Here is a 13630-nt window from a genome sequence, read left to right as displayed (position 1 = left end):
TCGATCCGCTCACCGGGCTGGACATTGTTATCCATCTGGATAATGATGGTGGATGTGATGGGCCGCACATCCGTCACCCGTGAGCGCAGGAGGCAACCATGTCCGTGTTGGCACACCCGTTCGACCTGGATGAGGACTCATCGCTGGCTCCGCCCAACTCTGTCCTCGGGAAGGCCTTCTCGATACTCTCGGCCTTCGACGGTGACAGCGACTCGCTTCGTCTGGTCGACCTCTGTGAGCGCAGTGGCGTTCCCAAGCCGTCGGTATATCGGTTGGCACAGGAGTTGGTGGCACTCGGCTTGCTCGAGCGGGTCGGTCACGAGTACCGAATCGGGTTCAGCGTGTTCGCCCTGAGTCAGCGCGCAGGCAGCACATCTCTGCTTCGCCGAGTGGGCCGGCCGGTCCTCGTCGATCTCGTCGCGTCGACGCGGGGAACCGCACACCTGGCGGTTCGCGAGGGCACGCACACGTGCTATTTGGAAAAGCTGGGAGGAACGCGAAGCGTGCACTCGCTCTCCCGTGTCGGCGGCCGTCTCCCACTGACGTGTACAGCGTCCGGAAAGCTGCTTCTGGCAATGGCTCCCGACTCCAATCGGCTGCTCGACCAATTGGTGGAGAGCGACTTTCCACGGCTGACCGCGCAGAGCGCGCGAAGCATGCACGCCGTCCGCCGCGAGATGGTGTCGATCCGTAATCAGCGCCTGGCGACGGAGCGCGAAGAGGCTCTGGTCGGATACAAGAGTTTCGCCGTGCCCATCTACGATTCCGGCGACAACGCCATTGCGGCACTGTCCCTGACCGTGCCGGTGGACCACACCGGTGACGCCGCATTGATCAACGCACTGCGGCTCGCCTCGCACGCCATCACGCGGCAGCACACCCACGCGGCCATGAGCACGCCGAGCGTCTTCCCTGCGCAACGTCTGGCATAGGCCGTATCGCTCAACGGACCCGATTCGTGCGTCGATCGCCGTTCAGCTGTGAAGCTGGAGCAGTTCTGCCACAACGGCAGTGACGCCGCAGTCCGTGAGTGAGGTAAGCCCATGCCAATCGCCACCAGAGTCGCCATCATCGGATCTGGGAACATCGGGACCGATCTGATGATGAAGATCGGCCGCTCCGAGGTACTCGAGATGGGTGCCATGGTCGGGATCGATCCCGACTCCGACGGCCTCGCGCGTGCCCGAGCACTCGGCGTACCCGTCACCCATCGTGGAGTCGAGGGATTGATCGAGCTCGACGGGTTCGACGAGATCGACATCGTGTTCGACGCGACGTCGGCAAAAGCCCACCAGGCCAATGCAGCTCGGCTCGAACCACTGGGAAAGACGATGATCGACCTGACCCCGGCCGCGATCGGGCCGTACGTCATCCCGGCCGTCAACCTCGAAAACCACATCGCCGCGCGCAACGTCAACATGGTCACCTGCGGTGGGCAGGCAACCATTCCGGTGGTCGCGGCCGTCAACCGCGTCGTTCCCGTCGCCTACGCCGAAATCGTGGCGTCGATCGCATCCCGATCTGCGGGGCCGGGAACCCGCGCGAACATCGACGAGTTCACCGAGACCACATCCGCGGCGATCGTGACCGTCGGCGGCGCAGCACGCGGTAAGGCAATCATCGTGCTCAACCCGGCCGAGCCGCCATTGATCATGCGCGACACCGTGTTTGCCCTCGTGACCGACGACGGTCGTGGTGCTCTCACCGAACGTATCCGCGAATCCGTGTCCGCGATGGTGGCCGATGTCTCCGCCTACGTGCCCGGTTATCGGTTGAAGCAGGAGGTCCAGGTTGTCGCGGTCCCCGACGATCAGCCCGTCGAGACGTTGCTCGCCGACCCGTCCGCACCGCGGCCCACACATCAGGTCTCGGTGTTTCTCGAAGTCGAAGGCGCTGCAGACTATCTCCCCGCCTTCGCAGGCAATCTCGACATCATGACCTCCGCCGGCATCCAGGTCGCCGAACGCATCGCAAGCCGAAAGGTGGCACTCCGATGAGCACCCCCATCTACGTCCAGGACGTCACGTTGCGGGACGGTATGCATGCCGTTCGGCACCGCATGTCCCCCACCGACGTTGCCCGCATCGTCGTCGCGCTCGACGCTGCCGGCGTCGACGCGATCGAGGTGGCGCACGGCGACGGGTTGGCAGGTTCGTCGCTGAACTACGGGCCGGGATCGCACAGCGACTGGGCATGGTTGGAGGCTGCCGCGTCGGTGATCCAGCGCGCCACCCTCACCTCTCTCCTGCTCCCCGGTGTGGGATCGATCCACGATCTGAAACGGGCATACGAGCTCGGGGTCCGGTCGGTACGCGTTGCCACTCACTGCACGGAAGCAGACATCTCCGCCCAGCACATTGCGGCGGCCCGCGAGATCGGGATGGATGTGTCCGGCTTTCTGATGCTGTCGCACATGGCAGAACCCGAGGCTCTGGCACAGCAGGCCAAGTTGATGGAGTCGTACGGCGCCCACTGCGTATATGTCACCGACTCGGGTGGTCGCCTGACGATGGGCGACGTCCAGGCTCGAGTTCGCGCCTACCGCGACGTGCTCGAACCGGAAACCCAGATCGGCATCCACGCCCACGAGAATCTGTCTCTGTCCGTTGCCAATTCGCTGGTAGCGGTCGAGAACGGCGCGTATCGAGTGGACGCGTCGCTGGCCGGACACGGTGCCGGGGCAGGAAATTGCCCCATCGAAGCCTTCATCGCTGCTGCGAATCTGACCGGACTGACTCACGGAAGCGACCTGTTCGCGCTGCAGGACGCCGCCGACGACATCGTTCGTCCGCTTCAGGATCGACCGGTCCGCGTCGACCGCGAGACGCTGACGCTCGGCTACGCAGGCGTGTACTCGAGCTTCCTTCGGCATGCGGAGGCTGCCTCGAGTGCCTACGGAGTCGACGTGCGTGACCTACTGATGGAATGTGGCCGTCGCAGACTGGTCGGTGGCCAGGAGGACATGATCATCGACATCGCTCTCGGTCTCGTGGCCGAAAGGGAAGCACTCCCGGCGTGATCGACCCGACCTCGTGGGCCGAGGCAGTCGAGCTCCGCGCCCACGCCGACGCCGACGGTGAAGTGATCCGTCGCGTCGGCGGGCCGAGCATCAGCGCCGGTCGGCTACTCGAGGACGCCCTGGCCATGGCCGGCTCGATGGCCGGTGTCGTCGGTGCCGGCAGCGTTGTCGCGACCGCGTGTTCGTCCGGACCCGCGGCCGCGACACTCACCACGGCCATCTCCTGGCTCGGAGCGATCGAGCTGCCGATCCCGACGGCACTGGATCCCGATGTCGCTCGTCAGCTGATGACTGCGGGCTCCGCTGTGCTCGTTGTCGCGTCTCCGGCGCGGCTGGCCATGGAGCCGCATCTGATTCGGCTCGGCGAATCCGTCGGTGTCGCAACGATGACTGTCGACGGCCACGTCGACGGCCTGGCTGCGGTGACGGACGGAACCGGGACCACACCGTCGCGTCATCGGACGTCCCCGGGCGACCCGGCCGCGATCATGGTCACGTCGGGTACCGGAGGGCGTCCGAAAGGCGCTCTTCTGGGCAATGGCGTCGGGCTCGGTCAGGCCCGACGTGTCTGCCGCGCCATGCACTACGGCTCCGACGACGTGCTGCTCAATGTGTTTCCCTGGCAACACGTCAATGCCCGTCATGCCGCGTTCCTACCCGCGGTGATGTCCGGGGCCCGCCTGGTGGTAGACGACTTCTCCGCACGACGGTTCTGGCGTACCGCCAGGGAAGAGCACATCACCGCCTTCAACTTCATGGGTGCGGTGTGCGCGATACTGCTTCGCTCCCCCGCCACCGAAGACGATCGCGCTCATACCATTTCGCGCGCCTACGGCGGGCCTGCACCGGACTGGATGTTCCACAGCGTCGCGGAGCGCTTCGGTGTCGAGCTACGGCAGGCGTATGCATCGACCGAGCTCGGTGACGTGGCCACGACCGATGTGGCGCCGCGCCCGGGCGCGGCCGGTCGAGTCGTCGACGATTATCGAGTGCGCGTGGTGGACGACGACGGACGTACGGTGGACGACGGAACGCCCGGCTCGCTCGAGGTACGGCCGTGTGGCGAGAACCTGACCTTCACCGAATACGTCGGAGAACCCGAGATCACCCGAAAAGCTTGGCGTGACGGTTGGTTCGTCACCGGTGACTGCGGGCGTCTGGTCGACGGGTGGCTCTACTACGAGGGGCGAACCGCCGACACGATCCGACGCCGGGGTTTGACTGTCGATGCCGAACGAGTGGAGTGGGTGGCGTCCGGCCACCCGGACGTTGCCCAGGCTGCTGCGGTCGGCGTGCCGTCCGAGCTGACCGAGGACGAGGTTCTGCTCGCCGTCGTCCCCCGTCACGGACGACACATCTGCCCGCGCGATCTTCTCCGATACTGCGCGCAGGAATTACCGCGCCATGCGGTCCCCCGGTACGTCAACGTGGAGACGGCCTTGCCGACCACGGCCAGTAAGAAACTGAACCGGCGCGCACTGCGCGATCGCGGTATTCCGACCTCCGCGTTCGATGCCGAAGCGCACCAACAAGATTAGGAGCTTTCACTTGTCCGTTCCTGCGATTCGCGTACTGGACCTCACCGACCGGCTCGGATACCAGGCCGCGCGTGTGTTCGTCGGCCTCGGTGCCGACGTGGTACGGGTAGCCCTCCACGATAGTTCGGATTCGGCGGCAGACCGACTGCACTGGCACGCCGGGAAGAAGGTCATTCGACATTCGGGGACCGTCTCGGACACCACGTTGATCGAACTGATCGCCCAGGCCGACGTGGTGCTCGAGTCCGGCCCCGCACCCAGGCTTCGCACCCTTGCTCTGCGCGAGAGTAGGCCGTCGCTGTGGGACGCGGTCGTGCACACGGTGATCACCCCGTTCGGCAATTCGGGCCCACGCCGAGAGTGGCTCGGCGACGACACCGTGATCACCGCAGCAGGCGGGATGGCGTGGCTCTGCGGAGATGCCGGACAGGCCCCCGAGCCACCGCCACGCGAGCAGGGAACTCAACTCGCCGGCACCCACGGTGCCATCGGCGCATTGCTCGCCCTCATTGCACGACGTCGAACGAACGCAGGACAATTGGTCGAGATCTCTGCGCAGGAGGCCGTCGCGGCCACCCTCGAGATCGGTGCCATCTCGTGGATCCACGGCGGGACGATTCCCGGGCGCACCTCGGGCATCTACGGTCACGTCGCCCACCGAGTGTTCCGGGCATCCGACGGGTTCCTCGCCGGCGGTTATTCCGGATCCCCCCGCATGTGGACGGACCTTCTGGCCTGGATGGTCGAAGAGGGCGAGGCCGAGGATCTGGCGGACGACCGCTGGCAGGACAACGAGATTCGGTGGCGCGAACGAGCACACGTGGATGCAGTGGTCTCCCGCTTCACCGGTCGACGCTCGGCCGGACCGTTCGCCGAGGAGGCCCGTCGTCGAGCATTGCCCTGGGCCGAGGTGGCGAACGGGCCTGCGCTGCTGGACAATCCGCAGCTGCTGGATCGACAGTTCTTCGTACACAGTGGAAGCAAGGGCAGCTACCGGGACGTCGGCTTCGGCTGGGAGTCACCCGCGCTACCGAGACCCGTCCGCCTCGCCGAGCCTCGCGATGTCACGGCAGCCGAGGCCTGGGCCGTTCCGCGACCGAACCCGAGCGACGACGCGGCCGAGGTACGTCGCGACGAGCGCGCACCGGCCGACGGGGCGAGAACGACCGGCGCACTGAACGGAGTCCGCGTTCTCGATCTGACCTGGGTTCTGGCCGGTCCGTACGTCACCAAGACATTCGCCGAACACGGTGCCGACATTCTCAAGGTGGAGTCGTACCACCGAAAGGACCCCACCCGCTTCTCGCCGGGGATGAGACTGCGCCCCGACGCCGGATTCGACGACGGTGGCTACTTCCTCAACTTCAACCGCAACAAGAGAAGCGTTGCGTTGAATCTGAAAACCGAAGCCGGCCAGGATCTCTTGCGTCGCCTTGCCGCGGATGTCGACGTCGTCGTGGAAAATTTCAGCCCGGGCGTCCTGGCGCGATGGGGGCTCGACTACGAACAACTTCGCAAGATCAACCCCGGCGTCGTGTTGGTGTCCATGGCCGGGACCGGCCAGACGGGACCGTGGCGCGATGCCGTGACCTTCGCCGACACCCTCGCGGCCATGTCCGGACTGACAGCGGAGACAGCACGGGCCGATCGCGATCCACAGGGGCTGACGTTCGGACTCGGCGACATGGTCGCTGCGAATTCGGCTGTCATCGGCGCACTCGAACTGCTCTATCGCGGTGAAGGTGGCCACGTCGACCTGTCGCAGCTCGAAGCAATGGCCTCGAATTTGGGCACCGCGGCTCTCGAAAGTCAAGTGGCAGGAGATGTTCCGACCGATTCGGCACGAATCCTGAAGAGTCTCGGTGACGATCGATGGATAGCGGTCGGGAGTTGCACTCCCGACGAGCTGAACGACGCGCTCACTGCGATCGGGACAGCCGTCGAGCACGATCCATGGGAAGCGCTCACGCAGACGGCAGCGACGACGGACCCCGACGTGCTCGCGGAGCGCCTGCAGAGCCAGGGAATCGCCGCATATCCCGTCCGCGACGGACGAGACCTGGTGGACACGGACCCACAGCTGCGCGCCCGCAATTTCTACCCCACCCTCGAACACCCACTGGCGGGATCGGTGGCGCACGAGGGTCTCGTCGCGCACCTGTCCGCTACCCCGGGCGGATTACGCACAGCAGCACCACTTCTGGGCCAACACACCGACGACATCCTCGTCGAACAGCTGGGTCTGACTCCGGACGAGCTGGTCGACCTGCACAACGAAGGAGTTCTTTCATGAGTACCGAACCGATCGGCCACCGCTACGAGCGCGACGGCGACATCGTCACCGTGGTGATCGACCACGGGCCGATCAACATCGTCGATCCGGAACTGATCGAATCGATGATCACCCATCTTCCCACCGTGCTGGACGACCCGACGGTGCGATGTGTGGTGGTTCGCGGCAAGGACCGAATCTTCGTCGGTGGAGCGAATCTGCGGGTCATGCAACGACTCGATCCCGATACCTATCGGGACATGCGTCGATGGGTGGTGGTGCAACGCTTGCTCGAACTGGCTCCCAAACCGGTGATCGCAGCGCTGAACGGCCATGCACTCGGTGGAGGTGCCGAACTGTCGCTGGCCTGCGACCTGCGAATCCTGCACGCGAAGGCCGTGTTCGGATTCCCGGAGACAGATCTCGGGATCTTTCCCGGTGCCGGTGGATCGCAACGGCTGCCCCGTTTGGTCGGCGCACATCGGGCCAAACGATTCATCATCGACGCCACCAAGTTCACGGCGGAGCAAGCTCTACGAGAAGGCTTGGTCGACGTGGTCGCCGGTGACGATTTCGAGGACGTTGTTGCTCGCGAAACACGTCGACTCGCCGACCGTCCCACCGCCACGATCGGTTTGGTGAAGTCCGTGATCGATCGCGGCCTGCACCTGCCCATCGACGAGGCCATGGCGGTCGAGGAGCAACACGTCATGGCCAACCTCGAGCTACGCGACGCCGCCGAGGGCATCGGATCGTTCCTCGACAAGCGTGCTGCGCAGTTCGAGGGTCGATGAGCTAGGGGTCAGTTGACCACGCCGGTAGCAGAGACGCTGTCGCTCAGCGACTTCACCAGCGTGGCCAACTGCGGCAGGTCCGATCGGGCGGCCGGCGCAGTCAACGACACCGCCGCCAACAGCAGGCCGGTGGGCCCGAAGATGGGCGCAGCGACCGAGCAGTAGCCTGCGGTCATCTCTTCCCGTTCGGAGGCGTACCCGTCGGCCCTCGCTCGGCGAAGTTGCTCGGCCAACATGCCGGGTAGCACGATCGTCGCCGGGGTCACCCGCTCCAGCGGGCCCCTGGCGAGCAGATCGTTGAACAGCTTCGGCTGCCCGAATGCGAGCAGCACCTTCCCGGTGGCCGTCGAGTGCAGCGGAAGCCGACCCGCGATCCGTGACGGGCGGGCGGAAGCGGGGCCGCCGGCGACCTTTTCGAGGTACAGAACTTCGTGGCCGTCGAGCACCGCCAAATGCACTGTCTCGTGGGTCCGATGATGCAGGGTCTCCATGAACGGCCGGACGGCGTCACGCAGAACACGTAATCTCGGGACGCGGCTCCCCAACTCGAAAGCCCGCATGCCGAGGCGATATTCGAGACCGGACCGCTCGAGCATTCCCCATTCGAGGAGTTCCCGGCTGAGCCTGTGTACCGATGCTTTCGATATCTGGGTGCGCTGCGCCAATTCGGTCAACGTGAGGCTGTCGTCGTCGAGTCGAAACGCTTCGAGAATCAACCGCGTTTTGCCCAGCACCGAGTTCGCGACGCTGGGTGTGGCGCAGTCATCCTGCTCGGGCACTGTCGTCTTTCGAGGGCAGGAGGAACACGGTACGGATCAGAATTTCTGCCAACCGCTGCATCTCTCGGACGTCCACCAGGTTCATGCCACGCGTGAAGTCGATGCTCGAACCATCGGGAACGGCAGCCACTTTCGGCATTCCGACCCGAGCCGTGGGCACACCGCGCATGCGAAGAATGTTCGCGTCGGTGGCACCGCTGTTGTCCATGATGATCTGGTGCGGTGAACCGGAGACCGTCTCGAAGGCATCGACAGCCGCCAGAATCACCGGTGAGTCGAGGGGCGTGTGGGTCGCCGGAATGGCCGCCACCGCTCGTGCCGACACCTCCACGCCGAGCTGCTCGCTCACCCCGGCCAGCATGGCGCGAACTTCGCGCAGCACCGTGGCCGGCGTCTGTCGGGTCGTCAGCCTCAGATCGAGCCGAAGCGTCACTGCCGCAGGGGTCGACGCCGCGAGCCGGCGAAGGCCGCCGCTGATCGACGAGACAATTCCCTGGGGCGTCATCGTCGAATATCGATGGCGCTGTGCGTATTCCTCGAGCCAGTCTTCGAGGGCGACGGCCACGCGGCCGGCCGACGCAACTGCGTTGCTGTACGGAATGCGGTGGCGACTGCCGACGTAAGTGTGTCCACCGTGCACGGTCACGTCGATCCACACGAGCCCGACCTCCTCGTGCAGCACCGTCCAACCGGGCTTGGTTATGACGGCGAAGTCGGTGGTGTACCCACGTTCGAGCATGAACCCCGCGCCGACACCGTGACCGGTGTTCGTGCGGTCCGGCGCACCGACTCCCGACACCGCGAAACTCGGCATGCCGCCGGCTCCGAAGCCGCCCACGACGTCTCCGGGCGGAGTGACGCCGGCCGCGTGCAACGCATGCAGTGCAGCCAGCACCACTGCGCCGTGGCCCTTGGGATTACCGGCTCCGAGTCCCTCGACGATGTCGCCCGAGACCACCGACCGCGGTGCGAGATCCGGCCGCCACGACACGGCCGCGCCGGGGATGTCCAGCGCGGGATCACCGGTGGTGAACGTGTCGATCGGGGCGTAGAGCAGAAGGGACGGTCCGTCGCCGCCGGGGATGGTCGCGACGGCATTCGCCTGGCTCGAGTCGATGCGCTGGACCTCGGCGTCGACCCCGGCCGAGGCCAGATCCGACGTGATCCACTCGGCCAGCGGTGCTTCCCCGCCGGTGGGGCTGGGAATGTCCACCATTGCCCGAACGGCAGCGAGCAGTCGTTCTCGCGTGAGATGTGCGAGAACGCGCTCGATGGCCTCGTCGGCGGAGTCCCTTCTGCTCACGGTCGTCACTGGGGAATGACCACCGCTCGTCCACGGACCTTTCCCGCGCCGAGCTTGTCGAGCGCAATCCCGGTCTCGTCCAACGAGAAACTCTCGTAGTCGAGCGTCAGATCTCCTGCAGCCAACAGTGCAGCGAGTTCGGGAACCGTGGCACGCGCAGACTCCTCGCGCCGAATCATGTTGACCGGCAACAGTGCAACGTCGTCGAGCAGCCAGTTGGACAGCCCGATCGACACGTCGTTGCCGGTGACGTATCCGATCGATACCGCGCGGCCGCCGGGGCGCACCCAACGGGATCTCACGATGAGATTCGACCCGCCCAGTGTGTCCACCAGCAGGGTGGCCGCGCGCTGCTCGGCGAGTACGGCGAACTGCTCGTCGTCACCGGCGACCAATGCGGTGGCACCGGCAGGGACCCGCGACGCCTGCTCGCGGTCGGCTACGAGGGCCGTCACCGTGGCTCCGTACCGCAGGGCCAGCTGGGTGACCATCGAGCCGACGGCACCGGCGGCACCGGCCACGATGACGTGTTCCTCGGCAGCACTGCCGACGTCGGGCAACCACGAACCGAGTCGACCGACGTCGACCAGTGCAGCGCGGGCGGTCGTCGTCGGAACCCAGAATGTCGCTGCGACCTCGGGTGAAAGACCGTGGGGCACTTCGACCAAAGCCTTGTCCTTGACGACGACGTACTCGGCCCACGTTCCGTTCTTGAACAGTCCGAGGCCACCGCCGCGCAGAACGACCTTGGTGCCGGGCTCGAACACGGCGGACTCGACGACGACGCCGCTGCCCTCCACGCCTCCGGTGTACGGCAACGTCGGCTTGATACCGAACTCACCACTGGCGACGGTCACGTCGAGGTGCGCTACCGATGCGGCCTCGACGCGGACGAGTGCCTCGCCCGCTGCCGGCACCGGCACGTCGACGTCTTCGACGACCGGCGCTTCGCCCCACGCGTGCACCCGGGCTGCGCGCATCGTCGCACTCATGCGATCGGGTGCTTCTCGAGGAACGCGAGGCTGGCCGCGTTGTACTCGTCCGCGTGCTCACGCTGGGGCCAGTGGCCGCAGTTCTCGAACAACAGAAGCTCGGATCCGGCGATGTTCTGGTGCATCGCGTGTGCCTCCGGAATGTCGCCGAACGGGTTGTTGCGCCCCCACACGACCAGGGTGGGAACGGTGATCTGAGCGAGGTCCTCGGGTGTGAGGATATTCCGCAGCCGAGTCTCCATGTTCTGCAGCGACAGGAGATTGTCGATACCTGCGATGAAATCCGGCTGGTGATAGATGGTGTGCCGAACCGAGATCAATTCCTCGCTCGCGTTGGCCGGATCGTGCATCAGCAACTGCATCCGACGGCGCGTCAGCTCCACGTCGTCGGTCTCGACGGCCTTTCGCGTACTCGTGCGAATGCGATCCATGACCTCCGGATTGGCCACTGTTCCACCGGCCGCGATCATCTGCAGCGAAGCGACACGATCGGGGTTGTCGATTGCGGTCCGACCGCCCACCCAACCGCCCAGTGACTCTCCGCCGATGTGCGCCTTGTCGATACCGACGGCATCGAAGTACGCGAGCAAGTGATCCCGGTAGCGCGGAATTTCGTACGGGTAGTCCGGCTTTCCGGTGTACCCGTGGCCGAGCATGTCGATCGCGTGAACGGTGTAGCGCTCCGCGTGCGGCTTGATGTTCTGGACGAACGCTTCCAGGTGCCCGCTGGTGCCGTGCAAGAACACGATGTGCTCGGCACCGTTACCTGCCCGAAGCGATCGGGTGGGGATGCCACCTGCGTCGATGGTGCTGACACTGAAGTCGAGCCCCGCCAGTTCCGTCCAAATTGTTCGTGCGAGTTCCTGCGTCACGTTGGATGCTCCTACTCAGTCGATACGGTGCTATTGATTGATGCGATGTACTTGGGTGTTGACGCGTGCCAACGGGTTCGGGATCAGACGCTGGTGGGTGGCCAGGCGCCCGCTGAAGTAGCGCAGCGCGCCGATCCCGGTACCGATGGCCAGCGGGATGTACAGAATCTTCACGACGGTGTCCTCGTTCGCTCGATCAGGGATGTTGGCTGGCAGTGAAGAATCCGGACACCACCGCGTGGTACGCAGCGGGCCGCTCTTCCTGCAGATGGTGCGAGACGTTGTCCATCACATGCAGATTGCCGCGTTTGATCATGCGCGCGAGCATCATTGGATAGTCGGGCGTGAGGAATGCATCCTCGCGGCCCCAGATGAACAAGGTGGGCGCCTCGATCAGGCCCAATTGCTGTGTCAGGTCCTGCCATTCGCCGCGTGGGCTGTCCGACATCGCAGCGAGTGCCGTTTCCTCGGGATCGAGGCTCTGCTGGTAGCGCATGTCCAGGGTCTCCTCGGGGAGACGATCGGGGTCGCACCATTCCAGGCGGGTGATCAGCGTCCGCATCTTTTCCCGGGTGGGTCCTTCGCCGCCGTAGTAGACGTCCCGTGCGGTCCGTCCCCGATGACCGCGCTCGGGAAGTGGTGCCAGTGGACCGTAGAACACCGGCATACTTCCGGTGATCACCAATGAGCGAACACGCTCGGGGTGCAGGGCAGCGAAGTTCAGGGCGATCGTTCCACCCCACGAGTTGCAGACGAAGTCGGCTTGCTCGATGCCGAGTGCGTCCATCAGCGCCACCGTCTTGGCCGCATGAAAGTCCCACATCGGGCCATCGATCAGGCACTTCTCCGACTGCCCGTACTGCAGGATATCCACCAGCACGCAACGTCGGTCTTCCTCGAAATACGGTGCGACGGGGCCGAAGTCACTCCACGCGGTGCATCCTGGGCCGCCGCCGTGCAGGAAGATCGTGTCCTGCCCGGTGCCGATGTCATAGTAGTGGTAGGTGGCACCGTCCGCTTCGATGAAGCGGCTTTCCGGGGGTGCCGAAGCGGCGGGCGACTTCCCGACCGCAACCGGTGATGCGACAGTCATGAGTTCTTCTCTCCTGGCAAGGTGTGGGGTTCGATCACTGCCACGCCCATTCCCGTCAACCATTCGGGCATCGGCGAATACGCAAGGGTCTTGCCCGGCGCGAAGCCGAGAGCAGCAGCCATCATCAGCCACGTTCGTAGCTCCTGGCCACCGTTTCCTGCGTTTTCGGCAATCTGCTCGGACGTCCACTGTGTGTATTTCTGCAGATCTCCGTGTTCGAGATCGCGCAGAAACTGTTCGTCGAATTCCGGGAATATGGTCGGCTTCGCTCCGACGATGATTTCCCGTCGCCGCTTGTCGTAGCGTTCCCATTCGCCGCGCCCGTTCAACCAGGCTTCGACCAGGAACTCCTCGTCCTCGCCCTCGGGAGCGGTCCAGTCACTGGGCCACGGCAACTGGTGTGACAGTCCGCCCGAGGCGACGACCACGACGCGGCGGTCACCGAAGCTCTCGATTGCCGCGGCGATATTGCGACCGAGCTCGGCGACACGAGGAAGTGTCGGCAGGGGCGCGGCGAACACGTTGACCACCAACGGCACCACCGGGACGTCGATCCCGTCGAGCAGGTACTGAATTGCGTGGGACTGACCGTGGTCGATCTGCAGGCGTGCCGAAATGGCGACTTCGGTGCCGGCATCGACGAGGTACTGAGCCAACGCACGAGCGAATTCGGGATCGGTCTTCTGCGGGCCCTTCGGTGTTCCGCCGTCACCTGCGGCAACGACCTCGCCGACGCCCATGGTGAAGGACGGGATCATGTCCAGCCAGAACCCCCGGAAGTGATTGGATCCCACCAGAACCACGACATCCGGACGTGCTTCGACGATGCGGTCGCGGGCCGTCGCGAGTCCGTCTCGAAACGCCTCGGCACGCTCGGTGTGAACGACCTTGTCCCAGTGGGTGTTCATCAACGTGGAGTGAGATGCCCCGATTCCCAGCACGATTGACATGTTTTGCTCCTTCGGTCG

13 protein-coding genes are annotated in these 13630 nt (G+C 65.1%); 6 read left to right on the top strand and 7 right to left on the bottom strand.

The window, feature by feature from the left end; genetic code table 11:
* Positions 1-98 precede the first annotated feature (98 nt).
* From ASH04_RS14815 to ASH04_RS14790, 6 genes are all read left to right on the top strand, one after another.
* On the top strand, positions 99-932 hold the full coding sequence (locus ASH04_RS14815) for an IclR family transcriptional regulator (RefSeq protein ID WP_048319529.1): 834 nt from the start codon (positions 99-101) through the stop codon (positions 930-932).
* 111 nt (positions 933-1043) lie between these two features.
* Positions 1044-1997 (top strand): acetaldehyde dehydrogenase (acetylating), encoded by a 954-nt coding sequence (locus ASH04_RS14810; protein WP_057473832.1) that lies wholly within the window; start codon positions 1044-1046, stop codon positions 1995-1997.
* Positions 1994-3019 (top strand): 4-hydroxy-2-oxovalerate aldolase, encoded by a 1026-nt coding sequence (gene dmpG, locus ASH04_RS14805; RefSeq protein WP_057473831.1) that lies wholly within the window; start codon positions 1994-1996, stop codon positions 3017-3019. Before ASH04_RS14810 ends, dmpG begins: the two co-directional genes overlap by 4 nt.
* Positions 3016-4557: an AMP-binding protein gene (locus ASH04_RS14800; protein ID WP_057473830.1), complete on the top strand. Its 1542-nt coding sequence runs from the start codon at positions 3016-3018 to the stop codon at positions 4555-4557. Before dmpG ends, ASH04_RS14800 begins: the two co-directional genes overlap by 4 nt.
* A 10-nt stretch (positions 4558-4567) precedes the next feature.
* Complete coding sequence (locus ASH04_RS14795) at positions 4568-6850, top strand: CaiB/BaiF CoA-transferase family protein (protein ID WP_057473829.1); 2283 nt, start codon at positions 4568-4570, stop codon at positions 6848-6850.
* Entirely contained in the window at positions 6847-7623 is a 777-nt protein-coding gene (locus tag ASH04_RS14790; RefSeq protein ID WP_057473828.1) for an enoyl-CoA hydratase/isomerase family protein, read from the top strand. Before ASH04_RS14795 ends, ASH04_RS14790 begins: the two co-directional genes overlap by 4 nt.
* A gap of 8 nt (positions 7624-7631) precedes the next feature.
* Here ASH04_RS14790 and ASH04_RS14785 read toward each other — a convergent pair whose 3' ends face one another.
* From ASH04_RS14785 to ASH04_RS14760, 7 genes are read right to left on the bottom strand one after another with little or no spacing between them, the layout of a single operon-like run.
* Positions 7632-8402 carry an IclR family transcriptional regulator gene (locus ASH04_RS14785; protein ID WP_057473827.1) on the bottom strand — a complete coding sequence of 257 codons (771 nt, stop codon included), beginning with the start codon at positions 8400-8402 and terminating at the stop codon, positions 7632-7634.
* Positions 8386-9705, bottom strand: coding sequence for a M20 family metallopeptidase (locus ASH04_RS14780; RefSeq protein ID WP_235580013.1), 1320 nt, complete (start codon positions 9703-9705; stop codon positions 8386-8388). The genes ASH04_RS14785 and ASH04_RS14780 overlap by 17 nt, the downstream gene beginning before the upstream one ends.
* 5 nt (positions 9706-9710) lie before the next feature.
* Positions 9711-10697 (bottom strand): quinone oxidoreductase family protein, encoded by a 987-nt coding sequence (locus ASH04_RS14775; RefSeq protein ID WP_235580012.1) that lies wholly within the window; start codon positions 10695-10697, stop codon positions 9711-9713.
* Entirely contained in the window at positions 10694-11569 is an 876-nt protein-coding gene (locus tag ASH04_RS14770) for an alpha/beta fold hydrolase (RefSeq protein WP_032385612.1), read from the bottom strand. The genes ASH04_RS14775 and ASH04_RS14770 overlap by 4 nt, the downstream gene beginning before the upstream one ends.
* Before the next feature lie 30 nt (positions 11570-11599).
* Complete coding sequence (locus ASH04_RS26565) at positions 11600-11743, bottom strand: hypothetical protein (RefSeq protein WP_155288885.1); 144 nt, start codon at positions 11741-11743, stop codon at positions 11600-11602.
* 22 nt (positions 11744-11765) lie between these two features.
* Positions 11766-12662: an alpha/beta fold hydrolase gene (locus ASH04_RS14765; protein WP_057473825.1), complete on the bottom strand. Its 897-nt coding sequence runs from the start codon at positions 12660-12662 to the stop codon at positions 11766-11768.
* Complete coding sequence (locus ASH04_RS14760; protein ID WP_057473824.1) at positions 12659-13612, bottom strand: catechol 1,2-dioxygenase; 954 nt, start codon at positions 13610-13612, stop codon at positions 12659-12661. The genes ASH04_RS14765 and ASH04_RS14760 overlap by 4 nt, the downstream gene beginning before the upstream one ends.
* Positions 13613-13630 lie beyond the last annotated feature (18 nt).

The sequence above is a fragment of the Rhodococcus sp. Leaf233 genome, from assembly GCF_001426165.1.
Lineage (GTDB): Bacteria > Actinomycetota > Actinomycetes > Mycobacteriales > Mycobacteriaceae > Rhodococcoides > Rhodococcoides fascians.
Note: the sequence above shows the minus strand (reverse complement) of the source record. Positions and strands in the feature narration are given on the sequence as shown.

What these genes read in the sequence shown, in the direction of transcription:
- ASH04_RS14810 (WP_057473832.1), top strand. Translation starts at nt 1,044, where the DNA reads ATGCCAATCGCCACCAGAGTCGCCATCATCGGATCTGGGAACATCGGG.
- ASH04_RS14790 (WP_057473828.1), top strand. Translation starts at nt 6,847, where the DNA reads ATGAGTACCGAACCGATCGGCCACCGCTACGAGCGCGACGGCGACATC.
- dmpG (WP_057473831.1), top strand. Translation starts at nt 1,994, where the DNA reads ATGAGCACCCCCATCTACGTCCAGGACGTCACGTTGCGGGACGGTATG.
- ASH04_RS14815 (WP_048319529.1), top strand. Translation starts at nt 99, where the DNA reads ATGTCCGTGTTGGCACACCCGTTCGACCTGGATGAGGACTCATCGCTG.
- ASH04_RS14760 (WP_057473824.1), bottom strand. Translation starts at nt 13,612, where the DNA reads ATGTCAATCGTGCTGGGAATCGGGGCATCTCACTCCACGTTGATGAAC.
- ASH04_RS14765 (WP_057473825.1), bottom strand. Translation starts at nt 12,662, where the DNA reads ATGACTGTCGCATCACCGGTTGCGGTCGGGAAGTCGCCCGCCGCTTCG.
- ASH04_RS14775 (WP_235580012.1), bottom strand. Translation starts at nt 10,697, where the DNA reads ATGAGTGCGACGATGCGCGCAGCCCGGGTGCACGCGTGGGGCGAAGCG.